Source organism: Campylobacter magnus (assembly GCF_028649595.1).
Classification (GTDB): Bacteria; Campylobacterota; Campylobacteria; order Campylobacterales; family Campylobacteraceae; genus Campylobacter; species Campylobacter magnus.
In genome coordinates this window covers 320,773-344,747 of the sequence record NZ_JAQSLK010000001.1, presented here as the reverse complement: position 1 = coordinate 344,747, position 23,975 = coordinate 320,773, and the positions used below count along the sequence as shown (strand labels likewise).

Below are 23,975 nucleotides of genomic sequence, written 5' to 3'. Positions count from 1 at the left end.
TCTAGAATTTCAAGAAGTCCCAAAAATTTTTTTTGCTATAGGGGATGTAGCATGAAAAAAGATCTCATAATTATAGGCTGTGGTGGCTTAGCAAGAGAAATATGTTTTTATGCTTCTATGAATTCTGATGTAAGAATAAAAGGTATTTTAGCTGATGATGAAAAAAAATATAAAAGTAGTAAATTAAATTTTCCTTATCTCGGAAAAATTTATGATTATAAAGTTAAAGAAAATGATTATTTTATTATAGCTTTTGGAGCTCATCCAAGCAAATTTCAAATATACGATGATTTTGCTAAAAATGGTGCAAAATTCTATACATTTATTCATCCGCAATCTATTGTTTTTGATACTTGTGAGATTGGTAATGGTGTTATAATAATGCCATTTTGTGTTATTGGTGATAATGTAAAAATTTCAAATAATGTTTTCATAAATAAGTTTGTAAATATAGGACATGATACTATAATTTCTAAAAGTTCTATTTTTTCTCCATATACGATGATTGGTGGTGGCTCATATATAGGAGAAAATGTATTTTTTTCATCAGGAAGCATAATAGCACCTAACACAAAAGTTGGTGCTAATTGTGTAGTTAGTGCTAATACTTTTATTAAGAAGGGATTGCAAGAAAATAGTTTTGTCTTTAATAATGTAAAAAATATTATAAAGGTTCGTTAATGTGTGGTTTTGTGGGGTGTTTTGGTGCAAGTAAAGATTTAAAAGATAAAGTACTTTTAGCTGGGCAATTTTTAAGGCATAGGGGAGATAAGAAATCAAAACCAAAGCTTTGTTATGATGATAATTTTTCTGCTGCTTTTTCTAGACTGGCAATTAAGGATTTAAATGAAAGTTCTAAGCAACCATATAAAAAAGATGGTTATAATTTTGTTTTGTGTTTTAATGGAGAAATTTATAATTATAAAGAGCTAAAAGACATTCTAATAAAAAAATCATATATTTTTCAAAGCGATAGCGACACTGAGCTTGTATATTTGGCTTTTGATTATTGGGGCTTAAGCTGCTTTGAAAAATTTAGAGGGATGTTTGCTATTTGTGTTTTTGATATAGAAAAAAAGCAAATGTTTCTAGCAAGAGATGCTTTGGGTATTAAAACTTTATACTATACTATCAAAGAGCAAAATGTATATTTTGCTAGCGAAATTAAGGCTTTTAAGCCTTTTATTTCATTTAGTCCTAACTATGATAATTTGTTTGAATTTTTAAAATTTGGAACAAACCTTGGGAAAAGTACTATTTTTAAAGGTATTTATCAGTTAAAACCTGCTCAAATATTAAGTATAGATGTTAATTTGGATATAAAAACAAGTAAATTCTTTAGTTTAGTAGATACATTTGGGGATGATGAAGATATAGATTTTTCTCAAATCAAAGTTTTATTAGATGAAAGTGTAAGACTTCATTGCGATTGTGATGTAAAATATGGCTCCCAATTAAGTGGAGGCTTGGATTCTAGCTTAATAACGGCTTTGGCTCATAAATATAGTAAAGATATGGAAACTTTTAGTGTTCGTTTTACAAATAAAGATTTAGATGAGACAAAATTTCAAAAATTATTAACAGATGAGCTACAAATACAGAGTAATTTTATTGTTTATGATAATTTTTTTAATATTGATAAATTAAACCAAGCAATTTATTTTGAAGATTTTCCACTTCATCATCCAAATATTTTAGCTTCAAACGAAATAAATATGCTAGCTGAATGCAAAGCAAACAAAGTTTTACTTAGTGGAGATGGAGCTGATGAAGTCTTTTGCGGTTATAATTGGCATTTAAGGGAATTTCAAATGTCAAAATTAGATGAAGCCATAAATAAATTAAGTTATTGCCCATTTGAGAATTTAAAAAATTCTGTAAATTTACATCAAAAAGAATTAAATCCAGAAATACTAAGTGATATTTCTAAAATTCCAAATAATCAAGTTATGGTTTATTTAGGTCAAAGAATATATTTAGATAAATGGTTAAGAAGACAAGATCGCTCAGGCATGCAAAATTCGCTTGAAATTAGAGTTCCTTATCTAGATATTGCTTTATTAAAAGCTTTAAATAAATATTCCATAAAAGCTAAAACTGATAATTTTCGTAACGCAAAATTTATATTAAAAAGGCTTGCTGAGCCTTATATAAATAATAAAATTATTTATCAGAAAAAAATCGGATTTCCAATGCCAATAAAAGAATATTTTGCTAGTAAAAAAGCTGAAATTTTTTGGGAGTTTCTAAGAAGTAAAAAAGCAAAAGAAAGAGGCTTTTATAATTTTGCTTATATAGAAAATTTGATAAAAAACCATAAAGAGAACTTACAAGATAATAGTAGAAGTCTTTGGACTATACTAAATCTAGAACTTTGGTTTCGTATTTTTATAGATAAGTAAGCTGATATTTAATTTAATTAAATGTGATATAATTTTTAAATATGATATTAAAATTTTAAATATTTTTCTTGGTTATTTAAACTTTGCAAAGAGGTCTAAAATGAAAAAAGTCTTTATCATAGCAGAAGCTGGGGTCAATCACAATGGCGATATAAATATAGCAAAAAGGCTGATTGAGACAGCAGCAAAGGCTGGGGCGGATGCGGTGAAGTTTCAGAGCTTTAAGGCTGAGCTAGTAATCAGCAAAAATGCTAAAAAGGCCCAGTATCAAGTGCAAAACACTGGTGATGAGAGCGAGAGCCAGCTTGAAATGGTAAAAAAACTAGAACTTGATGAAAAAGCTCACGACGAGCTAATCGCTTATGCAAAAAGCAAAAATATAGAGTTTTTATCTACGCCTTTTGATTTGCCTAGTGTGGATCTGCTAGTAAAAAAGGGACTAAAAATCATAAAAATCCCAAGCGGAGAGATAACAAATCTGCCTTATTTAGAAAAAATCGGTGCTTTGGGACTAAAAATCATTCTTTCAACTGGCATGGCAAAGCTTGGCGAGATAGAAAAAGCACTAGAAATTCTAGAATTCTCAGGCACAAAAAAAGATGATATAACAGTGCTTCACGCAAATACAGAGTATCCAACGCCTCTTGCTGATGTAAATCTAAAAGCGATGAGAACCATAAAAAAAGCCTTTAAAGTAAAAGTTGGATATAGCGATCACACAAAGGGCATTGAGGTGCCAATCGCAGCTGTGGCACTGGGTGCTAGTGTGATAGAAAAGCACTTTACGCTTGATCGTAACATGAGTGGCCCAGATCACAAAGCCAGCCTAGAGCCTGATGAGCTTATAGCGATGGTAAGTGCTATAAGAAATATAGAGCTAGCACTTGGCTCAGGCATAAAAACGCCAAGCAAGAGCGAGAGTAAAAACATAAACATAGCCCGCAAATCAATAGTGGCTAATCGTGCTATCAAAAAAGGCGAGATTTTTAGCAAAGATAATCTAGCTATCAAAAGACCAGGTTCTGGCATAAGTCCTATGCGCTTAGGCGAGGTGCTAGGCAGGGCGGCAAGCCGTGATTTTAGTGCTGATGAGCTAATAGAGATTTAGAGAATTTTAGAGGGAATTTTAGACAGAATTTTAGAATAAATTTAGAAAATTGAGGTAAAAATGAAGCGAAAAATCTGCGTTGTAAGCACGAGTCGGGCTGATTATGGCTTGCTTTTTTGGCTGCTTAAAGAAATAGAAAAAAGCAGATTTTTAGAGCTTAGCTTGGTGCTATCTGGCTCACATTTAGAAGAGCGTTTGGGGTTAACTTATAAAGAAATAGAGCGTGATTTTAAGCATTTTTATAAAGTTCCTTTGGGGCTAGAAAACGATGATGAAACTGCGCTTTGTTTGGCTTTTAGCGCAGGTGTGGCTGGATTTAGCAAGGTTTTAGAGCAGGTTAGGCCTGATATAATGATGCTTTTAGGCGATAGATACGAAATGCTAAGTGCTGGTATCGCTGGCATGCTAAGGGCTATCCCACTAGCGCATATCCACGGCGGAGAGAGCACGCAAGGTGCGATTGATGAGGGTATTCGCCATGCTTTAACAAAAATGAGTCATATTCATTTTTGTGCCACAAGTCTTTATAAAAGGCGCATTATCCAGCTAGGCGAAAATCCTGCTAGGGTGTATAATGTAGGCGGTCTTGGGGTTGAAAACATTAAGCGTTTAGAGCTTTTGGGCAAAAAAGATTTTGAAAACTCGCTAGGCTTTAAGCTTGGCAAGAAAAATATTTTAGTAACTTTTCATCCACAAACGATAGAGAAAAAATCTGCTAGCAAGCAATTTTCGCAGATTTTAAACGCACTTGATAGCCTTAAAGATACGCATTTTATCTTTACAGGCGCAAACGCTGATAATGGTGGAAAAATCATAAATGAAATGGCTCAAAGCTACTGCCTTAAAAACCCAAAAAAGGCTATTTTTGTAATGAGTCTTGGGCAGTTGCGATACCTAAGTGCGATAAAGCACGCTGATATAGTACTTGGCAATAGCTCAAGTGGCATTAGTGAAGCCCCAAGTCTAAAAAAAGCCACCATAAATATAGGCAATCGCCAAAAAGGCAGGATAAAAGCACCTAGCATAATTGATGCAAAATGCGATAAATCAGCTATTTTAAAGGCTATTAAAAAGGCGTATTCAAAGGATTTTCAAGCAAAGTTAAAAAGTGTTAAAAATCCTTATGGCTCAGGTTTTGCTAGTAAAAAAATAATCAAAGTGCTAGAAAATATAAAATTAAATGGTATTTTAAAAAAGAAATTTTATGATTTGGATGCAAAATGTATAAAATAGATGAGATAAAAATAAATCAAAACGCAAGTATAAAGGAGGCCCTAGAAGTAATAGATAAAGGTGCTATAAAAGTAGCTGTGGTGCTAAGTGATGATGGCTTGCTACTTGGTATGTTAAACGATGGCGATATAAGGCGAGCACTTTTAAAAGGCATGAGCCTAGGTGATAGTATAGCCGGCATAATAAACAAGCATCCAGTAGTAGCAAATATAAATGATACAAAAGAGCGAATTCTGGAGTTAGCAAATGAAAAAAAGCTTCATCAAATACCTATTATATCTAATGGCAAGCTAATAGGAATTCAAGATATAAGGGAGTTTTTGGCTCCAAAAAATAAGCCAAATAAAGTGATTTTGATGGTTGGGGGACTTGGCACTAGGCTTAGACCTCTTACAAATGATGTGCCAAAACCAATGCTAGATGTAGGAAACAAGCCGATTTTACACACCATAGTAGAAAACTTCGCAAAGTATGGCTACACAGATATAATAATGTGTGTAAACTATAAATCTGAGATAATAAAAGAGTATTTTGGAAATGGAGATAAGTTTGGCGTAAAAATAGAGTATGTTTTAGAAAGTAAGCGCATGGGGACAGCTGGGGCACTCAGCTTGCTTAAAGAAAGACCAAAAGATGATTTTTTTGTAATGAACGGCGATTTGCTAACAAATGTAAATTTTGAGTATTTACACGAATATCATAAAGATAGCAATGCCCTAGCTAGCATTTGTATCCGCAAATATGAAATGCAAGTGCCTTATGGCGTGGTAAATGTAAGGGCAAATAAAGTAACTTCAATAGAAGAAAAGCCTACGCAGAGCTTTTTTGTAAGTGCTGGGATTTATATGTTTAGCCCTATTGTGCTTGATTTTATCCCAAATGGCGTTTTTTACGATATGCCAACGCTTTTTAGTGAGCTTTTAAAGCACGATTTTCCAATTCATCCTTTTCCTATCCGTGAGTATTGGCTTGATATTGGCAGAATGGACGAGTATAGAAGGGCAAATGATGAGTATGAGGGAGTTTTTGGGTTATGAGAGTTTTGGTTGTAGGCTATGGCTCTATTGGCAGCAGGCATTGTGAGGTTTTAAGCAGCTTAGGACACGAAGTAGAGGTGCTTACAAGCAAGGATTTAAAAGAGTTTAAAAGCTATAAGAGTTTTGACGAAATTCCGCTTAGCGAGTTTGATTATTTTGTGATTGCTACGCCTACAAATAAGCATTTTGAAAATCTAGAATTCCTAAATAAAAATGTTAAAAATAAAATTATATTTTGTGAAAAACCGCTTTTTGAGAGTAAAAAAGCGCATTTAAAGCTAGAAAACTCAGTTTTTGTAGGCTATGTTTTGCGCTATCATCCCTTGCTTTTAAAGCTAAAAAACGAGCTAAAAAATGAAAAAATAATTTTCGCGCAGGCAAAATGCTCTTCGTATTTGCCTACTTGGAGGCCAAATACTGATTATAGAGCCTCTTATAGCAGTGACAAAGAGCGTGGTGGTGGAGTTTTGCTAGACCTTAGTCATGAGATTGATTATTTACTGTGGCTTTTGGGCGATTTTGAGCTAAGTTTTAGTATGGATGAGAAAATCTCTGATTTAGAGATTTCAAGCCATGATTTTTGTGCCTTTTTTGCTAAAGGCAAAAATGGAGAAATTATTAGCGTTAGCTTAGATTATATAAGTAAAATCACGCAAAGAACGCTTTTAATAGAAACTTTAAATAAAACTTTTTTGCTTGATTTTATCGCTGGATGCCTAAAAATCGCTGATAAAAATGGAGAAATTCTAGAATTCCTAGTAAAAATAGAAAGGAATTCTAGTTTTAAAGCTATGCATGAAGATATTTTAGGTAAAAAAGAGTTTGCTTGCGATTATGAGTTTGGTCTAAAGACAATGGAGATTATAAATGCAGTTCAAAAGGGGGATAAATGAGTGAGGCACTATGCACAATTTGCGCTAGAGGTGGCAGCAAAGGCGTAAAAAACAAAAACATAAAAGAGCTTTGTGGCAAGCCGCTTATCGCTTATAGCATAGAACAAGCTAGGGCTTGTGGGCTTTTTGAGCATGTTGTGCTTAGCACAGATAGCGATGAAATAGCAAGCGTTGCTATAAAGTATGGTGCTGAGGTGTTTTTTAAAAGGGAAGCAGAGCTTGCTAGCGATACGGCTGGCAAAATTCCAGCTATAAGGGATGCATTTTTGCGTAGCGAAAAATATTTTGGCAAGGAATTTAAGTATTTAGTAGACCTTGATGCTACTTCGCCTTTGCGTTTGCCTAGCGATATAACAGCGGCTTTTGAGCAGTTTTTAAAAGATGAAAATGATATTTTAATAACAGCTATGCCAAGTCGCAGAAGTCCGTATTTTAATCTAATTGAGTTTGATGAGCGTGGCAAAGTGGGGCTTAGCAAGCCACTAGCTAAGTCTATTTTAAGGCGCCAAGATGCGCCAAAAACTTATGATATGAATGCCTCTATTTACATTTGGAAAAAAAGGGCGATTTTGGAGTGTGATAGTGTATTTACAGAGCGAACTGGGCTTTATGTGATGCCAGAAATTCGCTCTATTGACATTGATAGCGAGCTTGATTTTGAGTTTGTAGAGTTTATAATAAGGAAGCAAAAATGTTAAAAGACAAAGTAGTAGTGATAGCTGGCGGAGCAGGGCTCATAGGAAAAAGCTTTGTAAAATCAGTCCTTGAAAATGGCGCAAAAGCAGTAATTGCTGATATAAACGAAGCAGAGGGCAAGAAGTATTGTGATGAGCTAAAAACTAAGTTTTCTAGCAATGTAGAGTTTGTGAAATTTGATCTTTGTGATAAAGATTTGATTTTAAAATGTATTGATTTTACGCTTAGTAACTTTGGCAAGATTGATGCCGCTATAAATGCGGCATATCCACGCACTAAGGATTTTGGGGCATATTTTTTTGATGCTAGTTATGAGGATTTTTGTAAAAATACAAATATGCAGCTTGGCGGCGCGTTTTTGTTTATGCAAGAATTCGCTAGATTTTTTAAAACTAAAAATGCTGGAAATATCATAATGCTCTCATCCATCCAAGGCGTTGTAGCACCAAAGTTTGAGACCTATAAAGACACGCCGATGAGCTCGCCTATAGCATACAGTGCTATAAAAGCTGGGCTAATTCACATGGTAAAATATCTAGCAAAATACTTAAAAGGCTCTAATATTAGAGTAAATTGCATTAGCCCAGGTGGAATTTTAGATGGGCAAAATCCTATTTTTTTACAGCAGTACAAAAATGTTTGCTTAAATAAAGGAATGCTAGATCCTAGCGATATTTGTGGCGCAGCGTTGTTTTTGTTAAGCGATGCTAGTGCTTGTGTCAATGGACAAAATATCGTAGTTGATGATGGTTTTTGTTTGTAGGAATTCTAGAATTCCTTAAAAATATTTTATTAAAGTTTTATTTTAAATGTTGTAAAATTGTAGTTTTTTAGGAAAAATTATGGAAAAAATCAAACAAATCGTTTTAGAAGCTCTAAAAACCCTTGGCGATGAGCTAGGCGATGAGAGTCTAAAAAATGCTGATGAGACAACAAGACTATATGGCAAAAACTCTAGCATTTCTAGCATAGACTTGGTTACACTTGTGGTTGATATAGAAGAAAAAATTGAAAGCGAGCTAGGCAAAAATGTAGTGCTAGCTGATGAGAAGGCAATGAGTGCTTTTGACTCACCATTTCGTGATGTAGGCTCGCTTTGTGAGTATATCTCAAAGCATGTGTAGAGTTTTTATCATCTCAGGCTCTAGTCGTGGTATCGGCAAGGCTTTAAGCGAGCACTACCTAAAATGCGGCGATATAGTAGTAGGCTGTGCTAGAAGCCCTAGCGATATAGCGCATAAAAACTACCGCCACTTTATCCTAGATATAAATGATGAAAAAGCCGTGGTCTCTATGGTGAGGGCTGCTAAAAAAGAGTTTGGCAAAATTGACATTTGTCTAAATAACGCTGGCATGGCGTCCATGAATCATATCCTAACCACTAGCTATGAGAGCGCAAAAAGATTAGTTGATGTGAATTTTCTAGGTGCTTTTTTGCTGAGCCGTGAGGTGGCAAAGGTCATGATAAGTAATAAAAATAGTGCTAAAAGTGGTGTGATAATAAACTTTAGCTCTGTTGCAGCCCCGCTTTGCTTGGAGGGCGAGGCGATATATGCTGCTAGCAAGGCTGCTTGCGAGAGTCTAACTAAAACCATGGCAAAAGAGCTAGCAAGCTACTCTATAAGGGTAAATGCTATCGCTCTCACGCCTGTGCAAACTGATCTTATAAAAGCCGTGCCAAAGGATAAAATAAAGGCACTTTTAGAACAGCAAGCTATAAAAAGATTTGGCGAATTTGGCGATATTATAAATGTGATTGATTTTTTTATAAGCCAAAAAAGTGATTTTATCACAGGGCAGATTATCACGCTTGGTGGGGTTTTAAGATGAGTTTTTTGCTTGAAAGATTTAGAGATAATGCTGATAAAATCGCTATAATAGATGATGGCAAAAGCTATACTTATGGCGAGCTTTTAGAGGGAATTCTAGATTTATCTAGCACTACGCTAAAAGGCATTGGGAACAAAGTAGTAGCTATAATCGGTGGATATAGTTTTTATAATATTGCTTTGTTTTTAGCTCTTTATGAAAATAAAAATATCATAGTCCCACTTGTAGAGTGTAATGAAACTGCGCTAAAAGAAAGCATGGCAGATATAAAAATAAATGCAGGAATTCTAGAATTCCCTAAACTAGAATTCCCTAATTCTAAATTCCATAAACTAGAATTCCCCAATCTAGAATTCCTAGAAACAAATGATAAAAAACACGCTATTATAGAAAATCTTTTTAGGCAAAACCATGCTGGTCTAGTGCTATTTAGCTCAGGAAGCACAGGCAAACCAAAGGCTATGGTCCACGACCTTAATACGCTTATTTCTAGCTTTGAAGCCAAAAAGCCACGCAAACTAAATATGCTACTTTTTTTGCTTTTTGATCACATCGGTGGAATAAATACGCTTTTAAACATCCTAGCTACTTTAAGCACAGCAATCATACCAAGAGAGAGAAATAGCGATGAAATCTGCGCTTTAATAGAAAAATATAAAATCTCAGTTTTGCCCTCAAATCCTACTTTTTTAAATCTAATTTTAATGAGCAATGCTCATAAAAAATACGACCTAAGTAGCCTAAAAATGATAACTTACGGCACAGAGGCTATGAGTGAGAGCCTGCTTGCTCGCCTAAAAGCTACTTTTAAAAAAGTAAAGTTCTTACAAACCTTTGGCACTAGTGAGACTGGCATACTAAATACTAGCTCAAAGTCATCAAGCTCTACTTATATAAAACTAAATGACGCAGAATATAAAATCGTAAATGGCGAGCTGTGGATAAAGAGCAAAACGCAGATTTTAGGCTATTTAAATGCTGATATGAGCGCTTTTAAAGATGGTTGGTTTAAAACAGGCGATCTAGTCTTGCGTGACGTGGAATATCTAAAAATCGTTGGCCGCGTAAAAGAGCTAATAAATATAGGTGGTAAAAAAGCTCTGCCAAGCGAGATAGAAAGCGTGATAATGGAGCTAGAAAATATCGCTGATTGCGTAGTGTATGGAGAGAAAAACGCTATTACAGGGCAGAGTGTAAGCTGCGATGTAGTGCTAAAAAATACTATGGCTAAAGATGAGCTAAAAAAACTAATAAGAAGCACTTGCGCTAGCAAACTAGAACGCTATAAAATCCCTAGCAAGATAAATGTGGTAGAAAAAATCGCTTTTACAAATAGGTTTAAAAAGGTGCGAGCTTGATAGTTTTTAAAGATTATAAACTTTTAAGTTTAAGTGAGCATAAAAGGCTTTTAGAGCTTAGAAACAGCGATGAAGTAAGGTTTAGCTCTAATGATACTAGCGCGATTTTGCTAGAAAATCACCTTGCGTGGTGCGAGAATTTAAAGAGTGGCAGATACTTTGCTATTTATGAAAATGATATTTTGCTAGGTGGGGTAAATGTAAATAATGATTTTTGGGGAGTGTTTTTTGCCCCTGAGATAAATCCATTTTTAAAGTTTGCTTGTGCTTATAGATTTTTGCAAAAATGCTTGGAGAGTAGGGAGCTTTTACGAGCAGATATAAGAAAAACAAATGTAAAAGCACTAGAATTAAATCAATTTTTTGGCTTTAAGATTAAAGCTGAGGATAGTGATTTTTTTCATTTAGAGCTAAAAAAGGCTGATTTACAAATCAAAAATAAAAAAATAAAAGAAAAAATAGATTTATTATCAAATAAAATATATTTTTTATAGCATAATTTATTTTTTCTTACACATTTGTTTTAGCTCATCAATACTTACTAGATTACCATAATCACTTTCGCTCCAACTTTTTGGCACTTCAATGTAGTTTTTGCCATAAGTAATAGTAAAAAAATCATCGTATTTTGCTAACATGCTTACATAAAAATTTTTATATGGCATTCTTACAAAGCCACCCTCGTACACCCATTTTGGTATATAAAAAAATTTATTATTATTATAGTTTGTCACTAAATATTCACCATATTCATCTGGCATACCTATATCTATGATGACTTTTTCTTCGCTATTATCTGTTATGCATATACGGTCGATTTGGTTTTTTTTACGAACCAAATCATCTTTTTGAAACTTTACTATTTCTATATTTAAATCGCTAAAAATTTTAGGCAATTCTTGCGCTAGAATAAGTAATTCATCGTATTTTAATACAAAAATATCCACATCAGATCCATAACTTAGGGACTTTCCTCTTAATAGATATAGTCCACTACTACCTTCTAAATAATATTCTATATTTTTGCTTTGTAAATACTCATCAAGTTTTTTTACTATATTATCTACCGATTTTTCTCTCTCATCACTTGTATATATTAGCTCATCTTCGCTTATTAGTTTTATTTTTTCATCTAGAATTCCAAGGTTTTTTAGCTGAGTTTTCATCTGTTTATGCCAAACCCCGCCATATGCAATATAATCAAATTCTAGTTTGTCATACTCATTTGGAGAAAATATAGAAATTCCTTTGTAATCCTTACCAACCATGTCTTTATTATTATCTATAAAAGCCACTATTTTATATTCTTTATTGTCTTTGAATGTTCTATATATAGCTCTGCCGGCATTACCAGTGCCAAAGATTACTATTTTTTTCATGTTTCTATTTACTTTCTATATTTCTTAATATGATATTTTTTATTATGAAATCACTTACTTGTTCTATTTCGTTTAGTTGTACATATTTTGGTAGTTCTACATTGAAAGCTTTTTTTGTTTTTTGTATTAGCTCATCTGTGTAAATTAGAGTGCCATTTTGAATATCTTCTATGCCATCCAAATATATCGATTCCTTATTTTTTAATCGCATTTGTTCTATGGTAAAATAATCTTCACAAAAATAAGCACTTAATCTTTTACCATTAATTATCACCGGATATCCGCCTATCTCACCAAAAACACCAGGGCAGTGTAACTTAATAATTTTTTTGAATCTTGTAGCATTCAAGATAGCTTTAATAATTTCGTAGTTACTAGAAGCATTCATTTGATTTCTTGTAGCATTCGTTGGCATTGATATATTGCATTTTGCTAAAACATCATTTATATTTATGTTTATTTTTTTGTTATTATATCTTATGTCTATTAGCATATCTATACCTTCGCTATGACCTTCTTTGCTTATTACTACATCATGAAAGTGCGATACAGCAAATGTTATGTCTATATTCCACCAATCTTTTATATCTAGTGCACTTGATACAGCAAGTTTAATGCGCGGTATAAGGTGGTTTATATTTCCACTACCAAAGTCAGGATATGATTTGTTTGCACTTTTTAACCATGGTATTGTTGCGTCTGAGTATGATGTGTTTATCACTATTGCATCGGAATTAGCATTATCATATGCCTGCATGATATTTTTTGTAAAGCGCATAGCAAGTGGCGACCAAATTCCATAAGCTCTTAGGTTGTGCCATGATATACTGCCATATTTTAATCCTGTGTATGCTCTACTGCTATTTACTATTATATTTGGCTTAAAAGTGTTTATTGCATCAGTGATTTGTTGTATACTTGAAAGATCTATATCGCCAATTATGGATACTTTTGTTTTATTTTGTTGTCTTATAGCAGATGATATAGTAGCTATGTTTACATCTAAACTCATTTTTTCTTTATCTCTACCGCAAACACAAATCTCTATATATTCATCACTGCTAGATAATAGATAATTTAATAAATAATTACCAACACTTCCTAACCCTATTATCATTATTCGTATTTTTTGTTTTTGTAATATTTGTTTTTTGATATTTTGGAGTTTTTGTTCCAACATAATCTATCCTCTAAAATTTATTTTTTCAAAATCATCTATTGTGTTACAATTTATCCATTTCTTAAACTTTATTATAGCACAATTATTTATATCCACATCACTAAAATATTTTTGTATAAATTCTAAATTTGTATCTTTAAATATACTTTCTTGACATTTATTGATTATATTTCTTATTTTTTTGGTGTTTGAAAATTTCCATATTTGTGCAGAATTGAAAATAGCAGTAAAAGGTTCTAAAATCTCTAATGAGTTGTGCGATTTATCATAAATATACTTTATATGATTTTTAGTGTTTATGTATAGAGATACCGACTTATTTGCATATATATCATGATTATTTATACTTATAGTATCTTTTGGAGATTTTATAATTTTTAAAAAATTATCTTTATCTACAAATAGATCCCCCTCGGAAAATATGATTTCACTAAAATTATATTCTAATGTTTTTTTTAATCCAAGGTATAGACTGTAACCACTTCCTAAACTGTTATATTTATCATTATAAATTAAATCTATATTGTTTGTATTAAAATATTTCAGAGTTGCTTCTAATTCATTAAATAAAAATCCACCTACTATAATAATTTTATCAAAATATTTATGAAATTCTAAAAATCTTCCAAGCAAAGAGTGTTTTGGAGTGTTTTTATAAAAAATAGATTTTAACACTGGTTTTTTACTTTTTAAAGAAGTATTAAATCTAGAAGAAATTCCGGCAGTGCTTAAAATTAGAATTTTCATATTAGTTCTTTTATACACATTTCGATTCCTTTTTCTAAGTTTATTTTTGGAATCCACTTGGTTTTGCTTTTAATTTTTGAAATATCTAAAATTCTTCGTTTAGGATCAGATTTTCGATATCCACTAAAAACTATTTTCGGATTGTCTATATTGAGTTTTTTAGCACAAAGCGAAACAAGGTCTAAGATAGATATTTCTTCATCGGTTGCTACATTGTAAATAGAACCATCTAGCGCATCTTGAGAGTTTATTAAAGCTATTATAGCTGAGCAGCTGTCAATGTTATTTAAAAATGTTCTTTTGTTTTCTTTAGAATTTTCTAATAATATTACCTCCTTATTTCTAAATAAAGAAGTTAATATATGAGGTATTATATGCTTAGGATATAACTCATTTTTACTATACACATTTGCAAAGCGTATAGAACAACCTTTTATTTTATTTTTATCAACAGCATCTTTCATGAAAAATTCAGTTAGAAGTTTGCCGGTAGCGTAACTAGTTCTTTGGCTATGCTCTGCGTTTGACATTGTTATAAAATCGCTCTCTTTCATGCCTGCATTATCATCTTTACATGATTGCATAGAATACACTTCTGAAGTTGAACAATTTATAAAAATATCAGCCTTTTGCCTTATTGCCTGTTCTAAAAAGTTTTTCATGCCAAGTACATTAGTATTAAAAGTACTATTTACTTCATAGAAATATTCTGTATGGACAACAGCAGCACAATTTATATATATCAAACGAGAAAAGTTTTCTTTTTTATTTTTTACGATTTGCTCAATTTCTTCCATGCTGCCTATATTATTTAAATCATATTCATAAAACTCAAAATTTTTTATTGATAGTATGTCATCTATTGTTTTAATACTAGAAGCAAAAAAATTATCAAATCCAATTACATAATTATCTTCTTTTAGAAGTTGCCTAGCTAATTCGTTGCCAGTCATGCCACTAACACCACTTATTACATATAAATCTGCCATTCTTAAACTCCGTATTTCAATCTATTTTTATAAAATATATCTACATTATTACTAAAACAATACATTTCTTTTTCTATATTGTATTTAATTTTTTTAAAAATTACTTCTTGCGTTATAATATCAACTATTGCAAACTGTGCCATAGAATTTTGATTTCTAGGTTGACCGACTGAGCCAGGATTGATAAAAATAGTTTTTTTTCTATTTCTTTTTGCTTTATTGTTAATTTTATAATATTTTTCAAAAAAATGTGGTTCGTGAGAATGTCCGGAAAATACAAAATCATACTCGAAATACTCATTTAAATTATCACTTAAAGATAATTTTCCCCAATAATTATCTTCAATATTACCATGGATGCATAAGCACTTGAGCTGAGAAATATTAAGTTCTAGCATTGCTTCATTTTTCATATTAAATTTTATGTAATCTATACTTTTTTTGCTTAATTTGGAAAAAGTATATTTTGCCGATTCTATTGCTCTTGCAGAAGAAAATTTTTCATAATTTTTATTTATAATTGCATACTCATGATTCCCCCATATGTTACATAAAATCGGCAATTTTATATTTTTTATCATCTCTATAACTTCATTTGAATGTGGGCCATAGTCTATTAAATCACCTAAAAATAAAAAAGCATTTATATCTTTTTGAGTATCTATATATTTTAGAACCGAATCAAATGCTTCTAGATTGCCATGTATATCAGATAATATAGCTATTTTCATTTTAAAAATTCCATAAAATTCTTTTTATTTTGTGCAGGCGTAGTTGTTGGTCTGCCTAGGTCGCTTCTTGCGCCGATTTTTACTTTTATTTCTAAAAATGTGAGTTCATTTTTTATACCATTAAGAGCATTTTGTAGACTAATTTCATCATTTGCACATATCGCCTTATCATAGCCACAGGCCTTAGCAATAGCACATAAATCAATCTTATTGGCACAAGTTGGCTGAGCTCCCACTGAGTCGTGAGCAGCATTATTTAGCACGATATGAAGTAGATTTTTTGGCTTTTGAGAGCCGATTATCGCCATTGCACCCATGTGCATAAGGGTTGCTCCATCACCATCTATACAGACTATATGACTATTTTTTTTCTCATTAGCGATAGAAAGGGCTATAGAACTAGCATGTCCCATGTTTCCCACACAAAGAAAATCACTCGTATGACTTTGGTTTAAACTTTCTCTAAGCTCAAAAAGCTCTCTACTTGCCATGCCAGTAGTAGAGATAAAGACCGAGTTTTTTAACTCTTTTATACAAATTTCTATAGCTTTTTCTCTACTTAAAGCAGTGCTAAAAAAAGTAGAGTCTTCAGCTTTAAACTCACTAAAAGTTCCTTTTCTTGCTACCAAAGCAAAGGGTGCAGATTTTGTTATCATATACTTAAATGCTTTATTTAATTGCTCTTTGTAGCAATCTGGGTCCAAAATCTCATAGGGAATTCTAGATGAATTTAAAAGCTCGCATGTTACTTCACCTTGCCTTATGTGTTGTGGCTCGTCTTTTATGCCAGGTTCTCCACGCCAACCGATTAAAAGCAAACAAGGCAAAGCATACACAAGCTCATCGCATAAAGATAAAAGCGGATTTATAGCATTGCCTATACCTGAGTTTTGCATATATATAAGTGGAATCTTACCAGTGGCTAGATGATATCCAGCACCTAGCGCTACTGCTCCACCTTCATTTTGTGCTATTATGTGTTTTTTTGCATTTTTGCCAGCATAAGCACAAAAGCTTTTTAGCAAAGAGTCGGGTACACCGCTAAAAAACTCAATGCCATTTACACTAAGCTCAGCAAAAAACTCTTTTATATCTATCATTTTGTTACCTTATACACCTTGTGGTATTAGCTCTATTACATTTTTTATAGACATACATAACTCATCAGCCTCTAATGAGCGTTCGTTTTGCAATATACTTTTAGCACACTTTTGCATAGCAGGATATGATGCACGCAACAAGTGATTTGCGTAGATTATTATATTTGCCCCCCAGTTTGCTAGCTCAGCTTCTTTTATGTGATTATATGAAGTAGGAACTAGAACCAAAGGAATTCTAGAGTATTTTTTGCGAAATTCTAGACAAAACTCTTTTATGTCTTCACCACTCTTTTTTTTACTGTGTATCATTATACCATCGGCACCAGCTTCTACACTAGCAAAAGCTCTTGTTAGTGCATCACTTACGCTTTTGCCAGCGATTAGCTCTTCAATTCGCGCTATTATCATAAACTCATCAGTAAGCTGAGCTTTTTTTCCCATAGCAATTTTATTGCAAAACTCTTCTGTGCTAGCTAGTTCTTGTTTGACAGCTGTACCAAAAAGTGAGTTCTTTTTAAGCCCCATTTTATCTTCTATAATCACAGCTGAAACACCATTTCTCTCCAAAGTTCTTACCATAAAAACAAAGTGCTCTGCAATTCCTCCAGTATCTCCATCAAAAATGATTGGCTTTGTAGTACATTCTAAAATATCACTAAGCCCTTGTAAGCGGCTTGTAAGGTCTACTGCTTCGATATCTGGCTTGCCTTTTGTGGCTGAATCAGTCAGGCTTGATGACCACATACCATCAAAGCGTTTTGTGATATTTTTACATTCCACTTTAGCATGCTCTACTATAAGCCCACTAAGTCCAGAATGTGCCTCCATAAAGCGCAAAAAGTCCTTTGCATCAAGCAAGCGGCGCAAAGAACGCAGACGAACCTCTGGTGTGCTTGCTATAATTTTGCTATCACTATCTAGGGCTGTTTGATCTATGCCTTTTGTATATGGGATTTCTATGACCTCTCCACCCCATTCTTTCATCACTTCAAAAACTTCAGCTCTTAGCTTAGAGTTTTTACCTTCCTTCCAATCATCCCCATGGATTATGTAATCAGGTTTTAAAAGTCTTAAATTTGGTATATAACTCCATTCATCTTGAGGGATAACTTTGCTTACACCTTTTATATTTTCTACAATTTGTTTGCGTTGAGAATAAGTAAGATACGGCAAGCGTTTATGAGTAGCTATTGCTTTGTCTGTGAGTAATCCTATTGTAAGCTCACCGTATTCTACACCTTTTTGAATGATAGATATTAGACCAGGATGAATAATATCTCCAGTCATTCCAAGATATACTGTTTTCATTATTTTTGCACCTATTTATTTATTGTAAGAATTATTCCTTTTTCTTTCTTTAATTACAATAAATATAGTAAAATAAAATAATAAAATAGATTATTTATATGGTTAAAAATGATCTATATTGTTATTTTAAAATTATTTTTTCTGTGCAACAATTAAATAATATTCCACTATGTGATTGTTTAATAGGTTTTCCTTCGTTCTTTTGTAAATTTCTATAATATCAAAACCATTCTTTGTATATATTTCCTTTATTTTTTCTAAATTATAAAAGTATAATATAATTTCATAGCTACGATTTTTACTCTTATATTCTACGATATTTTCAATACTGTTTGTTGTATGTTTGCTATCTTTTGTGCTTATATGATTTGATACTATTGTTCCTCCTTGTTTTAGCAAGCGATTGAAAGTTTTTATTATTTTTTCTTGTTCTGTTATGCTGTTCATATGCAAACAATTCCATGTAAGAACACTATCCAATGATGTTTCTGGTATTATGTTTATTTGTTCTGGAGTAATAGTGACAGAATAAGGTGCTCGTTTTTTAGCTAAAGCCAAAACTTCAATATCAAGATCAAGAGCATAAATGGTATGATTTTTTAATTTTACTTGCTGCCCCCCCCCAATGTCACATATTCCAGTCTCTCTTTCACTGGCTAATTCGCACAAAACTTTTGTATGCCTTCCTGTAGAACAGCCAAAATCCAATACTCTATTCCAAGAATTTCTAGCAAAATAACCTACAACAAATTCATCTGGATAGCGTAAAAAACCAGCTTTTGATATTTCTTGCATATTTGCTAACGATTTTTCTATTTTTGTCATTTTATACTCCAAATTAAATGTTTAGTATAGTTTATTTAAAGCATTTATTATATAACAAAATTACTTTGTACATAAACGGTACTATTACGAACTCATTGCGTTTTGTATCTAATAAATTCTATTTTTTGTTTACTAATTTTTCTAGCTCTTCTTTTGTTATAATATTGCCATAATCATTGTTCGACCACTTTTTTGGCGGTATTATGTAATCCTTGCCATACAAAGCTGTAAGAATTTCATCGTAATGTTTCGGAATTGGTAAATCAAAATCTTTATAAGGATATCTAATAATATTATCAAACATATGTTTTGGATAATAAATAAATTTATTTACATAAGTATGAACTAAAAAATTCCCACAAGTGAACATTGATATAATATCAAAAGATATTTTTTCATCTGAATTATCATTTATTACAATTTGCCTGATATCTCCTTTTTTTCTAGTAAAAGTATCTTTTTCAAAATATTTTATAGATATATTATATTCTGGGAATGAATTGGCTAAATTATTTGCTAAAAATTCCAAATTTTTGTAATCTGCAAGTATGAGATCTACATCAGTTACACAACTAAGTGATTTTTTTCTAAGAATAGTTATCAAGCTTGAACCATAGACTATATATTTTATATTTTTAGAATTAAAGAAAATATCAAGTTTTTTTATTGCTTCATCTGTAGCTTCTTCCCTCTTATTTGTAGAGTATGGAATCTCTGACTCTGGAACTAAAATAATTTTATTTTTATCTATACCAAGAGATAATAATTGTTTTTCCATTTCTTCATACCAAATTCCTCCAAATAAAATAACATCAAAATCTAAATTATTGATTTCATCTACACAATATATAGTTATTCCTTCATATTTTGAACCAGATATTTCTTTATTGCTATCTATAAAACCAATGATCTGATATTCATCCTTTGCTTTTCTATATATTGCCCTGCCAGCAAAACCTACACTAAAAATTATTGCTTTTTTCATAAAATATACCTTCCATTATTTTAGAATCTTTAAATTTTAACATTATATAAAATTTAAAATAAATTTTCAATAAAAATAGTTAATTTATTAAATTAATAACTATATCATAGTCAATTAACTTATATATAATTTTATCAAATTTAAATAATTTTCTTGATTTTATAATATTAAAGCATTAGTTATTGATATTTTTAAGAAGTTTGTTAAAACAATGTTAAACTTGGTAGACTTTAAAAACTGTAAAGTTCTATGAGAATAAATAAAATTTTATTAATTTAAAAGTAAGTATATAGTTTATTACTGATTTGATTTTATTATCACTTTATACCAAGCAATAATAAAAATATTTTATGCGAGTTAACATTTCCATACTTTTATTGTTGCTGGATAAAATTTAAGATTAAATATCAATAAATCTGTTCATTTGCTATCTTATAATAATCTTGCCATTTTTTAAAAGTTTTACTATAATCTGCAATTTTATTTTCATCTGGATTATATTTTTTTTTAATTTTTACACATTTTAAAATAGCATCTTTGCAATCTTCAAAAAGCCCAGCTCCTATGCCAGCACACATGGCTGCACCAAGCGCGCCCAATTCTGATACTTCTGTTAACTCTACTGGTTTTTGCAAAACATCGGCAAACATTTGAGACCACATAGGGCTTTTAGCTACGCCTCCACAAAGCCTGACATACTTAACTTCGCCAGATAATTCCTCGTTCATAGACATTATATCCTTCATTTCATAGCAAATACCTTCTAATATTGCTTGAGCTAAATCTGATTTGCTAGTACCAAGATTTATGCCAAAAATACTTCCTCTTGCATTTTCATTTTTCATCCTTGTATGAGAACCTTGGATGCAAGTTAGAGCAATCACTCCGTTTGCTCCAGGTTTTGAGTGAGATGCTATTGCTGTAATGATATCATAAGGATCCATCTTCATCAAGCTTGAAGTAGCTACTTCCATAGAACATATAGCATCCCTAAACCATCTAAAAGCAGATGCGCCAGTATTTGTCATAATATAATTTTGCCAGTTTCCAAAACCAGGATTTGATCTAACTGTAAGTCTACCATTTGGGTCAAGTTTATTTTTATCTGTTACAAATATAGATACTCCAGCTGTACCCATTATTAAAAGCTGAGTTCCGGTCTTCGCAGCTCCTGCTCCAATTGCACAACAATTTGTATCAAGATTTCCCAAGCAAACCTTGCAAGTAGTTGGCAAACCAGTAAGCAATGAAGTTTCTTTGCTAACATTGCCGAGTACAGCACCTGGATTGTGTATTATTTTAGGAAGCATATCAATAGTTACATTGTAATATTTCATAAGTCGTTCATCCCACTCATTATCCGCCATTCTAGCCATCGAAAGAAAATTTGCATTTCCTTCGTCTATATAATACCCATCAGCTCCATACTGTCTCAAAAAATAATCTTGATGAGAACAAATCCTCCTTACTTTGTTCCATTTTTCTGACTCGTGTTTTGAAAGCCATCTTAAAACTGGAATATTATAAGTGCCAAATTGCATTCCAGCAATATTTAAATACTCTTCTACATTAACTTCTTTTATTAGCTCAGGCAACATATCTACATATCGCAAATCTTGCCAACCTATAGTGTTATCAAAAACAGGTTTTTCATTTTCATCTAAAAGCACCATCGTAATACCTTGATTAGAATGACTAATACCTACAATGTCACTAGGATCTACTTTTGATTTAACGATTGTCTCTTTTATACACTCAAAAACAGCATTTTTAATCTCTTCTATATTTTGTTCAACCCAGCCTGGATGAGGATAATACGATAAGTATTCTTTTGAAGTAATGGCAATCTGTTCTCCTTTTGCATTAAACAAAATAGCCTTACAACCAGTAGTTCCTTCATCCACACCCATTAAATATTTCATTGAATCAACCCCTTCTTTTGTCTATACTCTATTATAGCCTCAGCTATTTGCATATCTGCTGGTCTTTGTATGTGAATCAAATTAAGTCCATCATCTAAAGAAAAATATAATTTCTCCCCTAAAGCTAAAAATAATGTTGGCATATAAGAAGCCTCGCCTATTTCAATATTTTCTCTATAGGCTTTTTTGTATACAGCATTTAACTTTCCAAAAGAAGCAGTCCAAGGCATATTGAGAGTTTTGTTTTTTTCTTTAAAATTTATTTTTGTTGACGAAATGCCATCGTAGCTTTCAGCACTATTATATACACATTGTAAAGCTGCAAATGCATTTCCATATTTTTTAGCAACCCTAAAAGAATCTTTTAATATTTCATCACTTACAAATAGACTTGAACTCATATTGATACAAAGCATATCATCGTCTTTTACTAGACCTTCTAAGGCAAAAATTCCATTTCTGGTAGATTCTTGACAAGTTGAACCGCTTTCAACAACCCATTTTAATTTTGTAATATTATGTTTTTTTTAAGATTCCAAACAAAATCAATATATTCTTTTAAACAAACCACCTCTAAAGCATCAATTTGAGTTGATTTATTATATATTTCCATAGCATATAAAATCATAGGTTTGCCTAAGATTTCTACAAACTGCTTTGGTTTATCAGCACCAAGCCTAGCCCCAATACCACCTGCTAGCAAAACTGCGATATTCATAATTTTCCTTGATATCTTACAATATCTCTTTCAACATCTCTTTGTATAAATTGTAATCACTATTTAAAACAATAGTTAATTAAGTGATAGAGAATTTTCTTGTTGGTTTAATAAAACTCTATCTATTTTTAGCTTTATTATTAAATATAAATTTATGGTTTTTAATTATTTGGGTAATTTTATATTTTTATTCCTTTAAATTTACTTAATATTTTGGCTTGCATAAACCTAAATAATCTTTATTTTTTAATGTTAATTTGTGTGATAATTTAATAAACTATCAAATATATAATTAGGTAATATATTTATTATGATATATTATGTCTTAGTTAGTTTTAATCTTTTAAAACAATGATCCTAAATATTCTATTAGTTAATTGATGCTCGCATTGCTAAGTCTATAAATATAATTAATCAATGTTTTAATTTATATAAATATAGCAAAAGAATTCTAGATTTTATGCTATTATTCACAATTTATTTTTACTAAACTTTTTATCAAAATCAGGTTTTTATGAGTAATTTTGAGATTTTTAAAAGCTCTTTGCCAGTGATGTTTGGTTATGGGGCCTTGGGTTTTGCTGTTGGGCTTTATGCTAGTAGTAGCGGGATTGCGCCAGTTTGGGTGGCTTTGGCTTCGCTTATTGTTTATGCTGGTAGCGGGCAGTTTTTGCTAGTAGCGCTGATCGTTGGCAATGCGACTTTGATCGAGGTTTTTGTTGCTTCATTTTTGCTAAATTTCAGGCATATTTTCTACACTCTTAGCTTGCTGCCTGAAATTCGCTTAATAAAAGCTCCGTGGCGGTATTATTTTATGTTTGCGCTTACTGATGAGACCTTTGCGCTGCTGCGTTCAAAAGGGCAGGTTACAGGTGATAAAACTCGCATTTTTGCGCTCACAGCTTTTTTAAATCAGTTTTATTGGTTTATTGCCACTGTGGCTGGGGCGATCACAGCTAGCGAGCTAAGATTCAGCTATGCTGGGGTGGAGTTTAGCCTTGTAGCACTCTTTGCGGTGCTCGGCTTTGAGATTTTTCGCCAAAACCCAAATGCCAAAATCCTAGCTTTTGCCTTTATTTGTGCCTTTGTGGGGCTTTTTGTATTTCCTGCAAAATACTATCTTTTTGGCACGATTATGAGCGCACTTATTTTATTGCTAGCCTTTAAAAAGGAGCGCAAATGGAGCTTTTAGCCTACACTATTGTAGCTGGCGTGGCGACTGCGCTTACTCGTTTTTTGGCGTATTTTGTCTTTAAAAAAAACACTAACAACGAAAATCTGCTGTATTTACAAAAAAACAGCGGCATTGTGATAATGGCAATCTTGCTAGTTTATGCCATAAACTCTCTTAATGTAAGTGGGCTAGGGCTTGGGGTGGCTGTGTTTTGCGCTATTTTGGCTATTGTCTTGCAGCTGTGGCGTAAAAACTTTTTGCTTAGCATTGCGCTTAGTACGATTTTATATATGCTTTATATGTGGGCAAAAGCGCAGGGAATTCTAGATGGATTTAGTGACTTATAACGCATCAAAAGGA

26 protein-coding genes are annotated in these 23,975 nt (G+C 32.1%); 14 read left to right on the top strand and 12 right to left on the bottom strand.

From position 1 onward, the window contains the following. Window positions 1-51: 51 nt before the first annotated feature. From PTQ34_RS01575 to PTQ34_RS01520, 12 genes are all read left to right on the top strand, one after another. Entirely contained in the window at window positions 52-681 is a 630-nt protein-coding gene (locus PTQ34_RS01575) for an acetyltransferase (protein WP_273931718.1), read from the top strand. Next, on the top strand, window positions 681-2,402 hold the full coding sequence (gene asnB, locus PTQ34_RS01570; RefSeq protein WP_273931717.1) for an asparagine synthase (glutamine-hydrolyzing): 1,722 nt from the start codon (window positions 681-683) through the stop codon (window positions 2,400-2,402). The genes PTQ34_RS01575 and asnB overlap by 1 nt, the downstream gene beginning before the upstream one ends. 100 nt (window positions 2,403-2,502) lie before the next feature. Then, complete coding sequence (neuB, locus tag PTQ34_RS01565) at window positions 2,503-3,510, top strand: N-acetylneuraminate synthase (protein ID WP_273931716.1); 1,008 nt, start codon at window positions 2,503-2,505, stop codon at window positions 3,508-3,510. 60 nt (window positions 3,511-3,570) lie between these two features. After that, complete coding sequence (neuC, locus tag PTQ34_RS01560) at window positions 3,571-4,743, top strand: UDP-N-acetylglucosamine 2-epimerase (protein WP_273931715.1); 1,173 nt, start codon at window positions 3,571-3,573, stop codon at window positions 4,741-4,743. Continuing rightward, window positions 4,731-5,780 carry a nucleotidyltransferase family protein gene (locus PTQ34_RS01555; protein ID WP_273931714.1) on the top strand — a complete coding sequence of 350 codons (1,050 nt, stop codon included), beginning with the start codon at window positions 4,731-4,733 and terminating at the stop codon, window positions 5,778-5,780. Before neuC ends, PTQ34_RS01555 begins: the two co-directional genes overlap by 13 nt. Further along, a complete protein-coding gene (locus tag PTQ34_RS01550) occupies window positions 5,777-6,673 on the top strand; it encodes a Gfo/Idh/MocA family protein (protein ID WP_273931713.1) in 897 nt (298 codons plus the stop codon). The genes PTQ34_RS01555 and PTQ34_RS01550 overlap by 4 nt, the downstream gene beginning before the upstream one ends. Beyond that, window positions 6,670-7,371: an acylneuraminate cytidylyltransferase family protein gene (locus PTQ34_RS01545; protein WP_273931712.1), complete on the top strand. Its 702-nt coding sequence runs from the start codon at window positions 6,670-6,672 to the stop codon at window positions 7,369-7,371. Before PTQ34_RS01550 ends, PTQ34_RS01545 begins: the two co-directional genes overlap by 4 nt. After that, the gene (locus PTQ34_RS01540) at window positions 7,365-8,132 is read left to right on the top strand and encodes an oxidoreductase (protein WP_273931711.1); all 768 of its coding nucleotides are present in this window, start codon (window positions 7,365-7,367) and stop codon (window positions 8,130-8,132) included. The genes PTQ34_RS01545 and PTQ34_RS01540 overlap by 7 nt, the downstream gene beginning before the upstream one ends. 79 nt (window positions 8,133-8,211) lie before the next feature. Continuing rightward, window positions 8,212-8,493 carry a hypothetical protein gene (locus tag PTQ34_RS01535; protein ID WP_273931710.1) on the top strand — a complete coding sequence of 94 codons (282 nt, stop codon included), beginning with the start codon at window positions 8,212-8,214 and terminating at the stop codon, window positions 8,491-8,493. Then, entirely contained in the window at window positions 8,486-9,199 is a 714-nt protein-coding gene (locus tag PTQ34_RS01530; protein ID WP_273931872.1) for an SDR family NAD(P)-dependent oxidoreductase, read from the top strand. The genes PTQ34_RS01535 and PTQ34_RS01530 overlap by 8 nt, the downstream gene beginning before the upstream one ends. Further along, window positions 9,196-10,557, top strand: coding sequence for an ANL family adenylate-forming protein (locus tag PTQ34_RS01525; RefSeq protein WP_273931709.1), 1,362 nt, complete (start codon window positions 9,196-9,198; stop codon window positions 10,555-10,557). Before PTQ34_RS01530 ends, PTQ34_RS01525 begins: the two co-directional genes overlap by 4 nt. After that, the gene (locus PTQ34_RS01520; protein WP_273931708.1) at window positions 10,554-11,051 is read left to right on the top strand and encodes a hypothetical protein; all 498 of its coding nucleotides are present in this window, start codon (window positions 10,554-10,556) and stop codon (window positions 11,049-11,051) included. Before PTQ34_RS01525 ends, PTQ34_RS01520 begins: the two co-directional genes overlap by 4 nt. A gap of 6 nt (window positions 11,052-11,057) precedes the next feature. Here PTQ34_RS01520 and PTQ34_RS01515 read toward each other — a convergent pair whose 3' ends face one another. From PTQ34_RS01515 to PTQ34_RS01460, 12 genes are all read right to left on the bottom strand, one after another. Then, window positions 11,058-11,936, bottom strand: a complete 879-nt coding sequence (locus tag PTQ34_RS01515; RefSeq protein WP_273931707.1) for a nucleoside-diphosphate sugar epimerase/dehydratase — start codon at window positions 11,934-11,936, stop codon at window positions 11,058-11,060. Between the two features lie 4 nt (window positions 11,937-11,940). After that, window positions 11,941-13,053: a hypothetical protein gene (locus PTQ34_RS01510; protein WP_273931706.1), complete on the bottom strand. Its 1,113-nt coding sequence runs from the start codon at window positions 13,051-13,053 to the stop codon at window positions 11,941-11,943. Window positions 13,054-13,119: 66 nt separating this feature from the next. Beyond that, entirely contained in the window at window positions 13,120-13,863 is a 744-nt protein-coding gene (locus PTQ34_RS01505; RefSeq protein WP_273931705.1) for a DUF6564 domain-containing protein, read from the bottom strand. Continuing rightward, complete coding sequence (locus PTQ34_RS01500; RefSeq protein WP_273931704.1) at window positions 13,860-14,852, bottom strand: NAD-dependent epimerase/dehydratase family protein; 993 nt, start codon at window positions 14,850-14,852, stop codon at window positions 13,860-13,862. The genes PTQ34_RS01505 and PTQ34_RS01500 overlap by 4 nt, the downstream gene beginning before the upstream one ends. A 2-nt stretch (window positions 14,853-14,854) precedes the next feature. Beyond that, the gene (locus PTQ34_RS01495) at window positions 14,855-15,583 is read right to left on the bottom strand and encodes a metallophosphoesterase family protein (RefSeq protein ID WP_273931702.1); all 729 of its coding nucleotides are present in this window, start codon (window positions 15,581-15,583) and stop codon (window positions 14,855-14,857) included. Next, window positions 15,580-16,683, bottom strand: coding sequence for a phosphonopyruvate decarboxylase (gene aepY / locus PTQ34_RS01490; protein WP_273931701.1), 1,104 nt, complete (start codon window positions 16,681-16,683; stop codon window positions 15,580-15,582). Before aepY ends, PTQ34_RS01495 begins: the two co-directional genes overlap by 4 nt. Before the next feature lie 9 nt (window positions 16,684-16,692). Continuing rightward, entirely contained in the window at window positions 16,693-17,991 is a 1,299-nt protein-coding gene (gene aepX, locus PTQ34_RS01485; protein WP_273931700.1) for a phosphoenolpyruvate mutase, read from the bottom strand. Between the two features lie 132 nt (window positions 17,992-18,123). Further along, window positions 18,124-18,816, bottom strand: coding sequence for a class I SAM-dependent methyltransferase (locus PTQ34_RS01480; RefSeq protein ID WP_273931699.1), 693 nt, complete (start codon window positions 18,814-18,816; stop codon window positions 18,124-18,126). A 118-nt stretch (window positions 18,817-18,934) separates the two neighbouring features. Continuing rightward, the gene (locus tag PTQ34_RS01475) at window positions 18,935-19,801 is read right to left on the bottom strand and encodes a hypothetical protein (RefSeq protein WP_273931698.1); all 867 of its coding nucleotides are present in this window, start codon (window positions 19,799-19,801) and stop codon (window positions 18,935-18,937) included. 407 nt (window positions 19,802-20,208) lie between these two features. Next, window positions 20,209-21,723, bottom strand: a complete 1,515-nt coding sequence (locus PTQ34_RS01470; protein WP_273931697.1) for an FGGY-family carbohydrate kinase — start codon at window positions 21,721-21,723, stop codon at window positions 20,209-20,211. Further along, on the bottom strand, window positions 21,720-22,139 hold the full coding sequence (locus tag PTQ34_RS01465; RefSeq protein ID WP_273931696.1) for a hypothetical protein: 420 nt from the start codon (window positions 22,137-22,139) through the stop codon (window positions 21,720-21,722). The genes PTQ34_RS01470 and PTQ34_RS01465 overlap by 4 nt, the downstream gene beginning before the upstream one ends. An 86-nt stretch (window positions 22,140-22,225) precedes the next feature. Next, window positions 22,226-22,441 carry a 2-C-methyl-D-erythritol 4-phosphate cytidylyltransferase gene (locus PTQ34_RS01460; protein WP_273931695.1) on the bottom strand — a complete coding sequence of 72 codons (216 nt, stop codon included), beginning with the start codon at window positions 22,439-22,441 and terminating at the stop codon, window positions 22,226-22,228. 514 nt (window positions 22,442-22,955) lie between these two features. On the opposite strand from PTQ34_RS01460, the gene PTQ34_RS01455 reads away from it, so the two are divergent. Beyond that, window positions 22,956-23,633 carry an AzlC family ABC transporter permease gene (locus PTQ34_RS01455; RefSeq protein ID WP_273931317.1) on the top strand — a complete coding sequence of 226 codons (678 nt, stop codon included), beginning with the start codon at window positions 22,956-22,958 and terminating at the stop codon, window positions 23,631-23,633. Then, the gene (locus PTQ34_RS01450; RefSeq protein ID WP_273931694.1) at window positions 23,621-23,962 is read left to right on the top strand and encodes an AzlD domain-containing protein; all 342 of its coding nucleotides are present in this window, start codon (window positions 23,621-23,623) and stop codon (window positions 23,960-23,962) included. Before PTQ34_RS01455 ends, PTQ34_RS01450 begins: the two co-directional genes overlap by 13 nt. Window positions 23,963-23,975 lie beyond the last annotated feature (13 nt).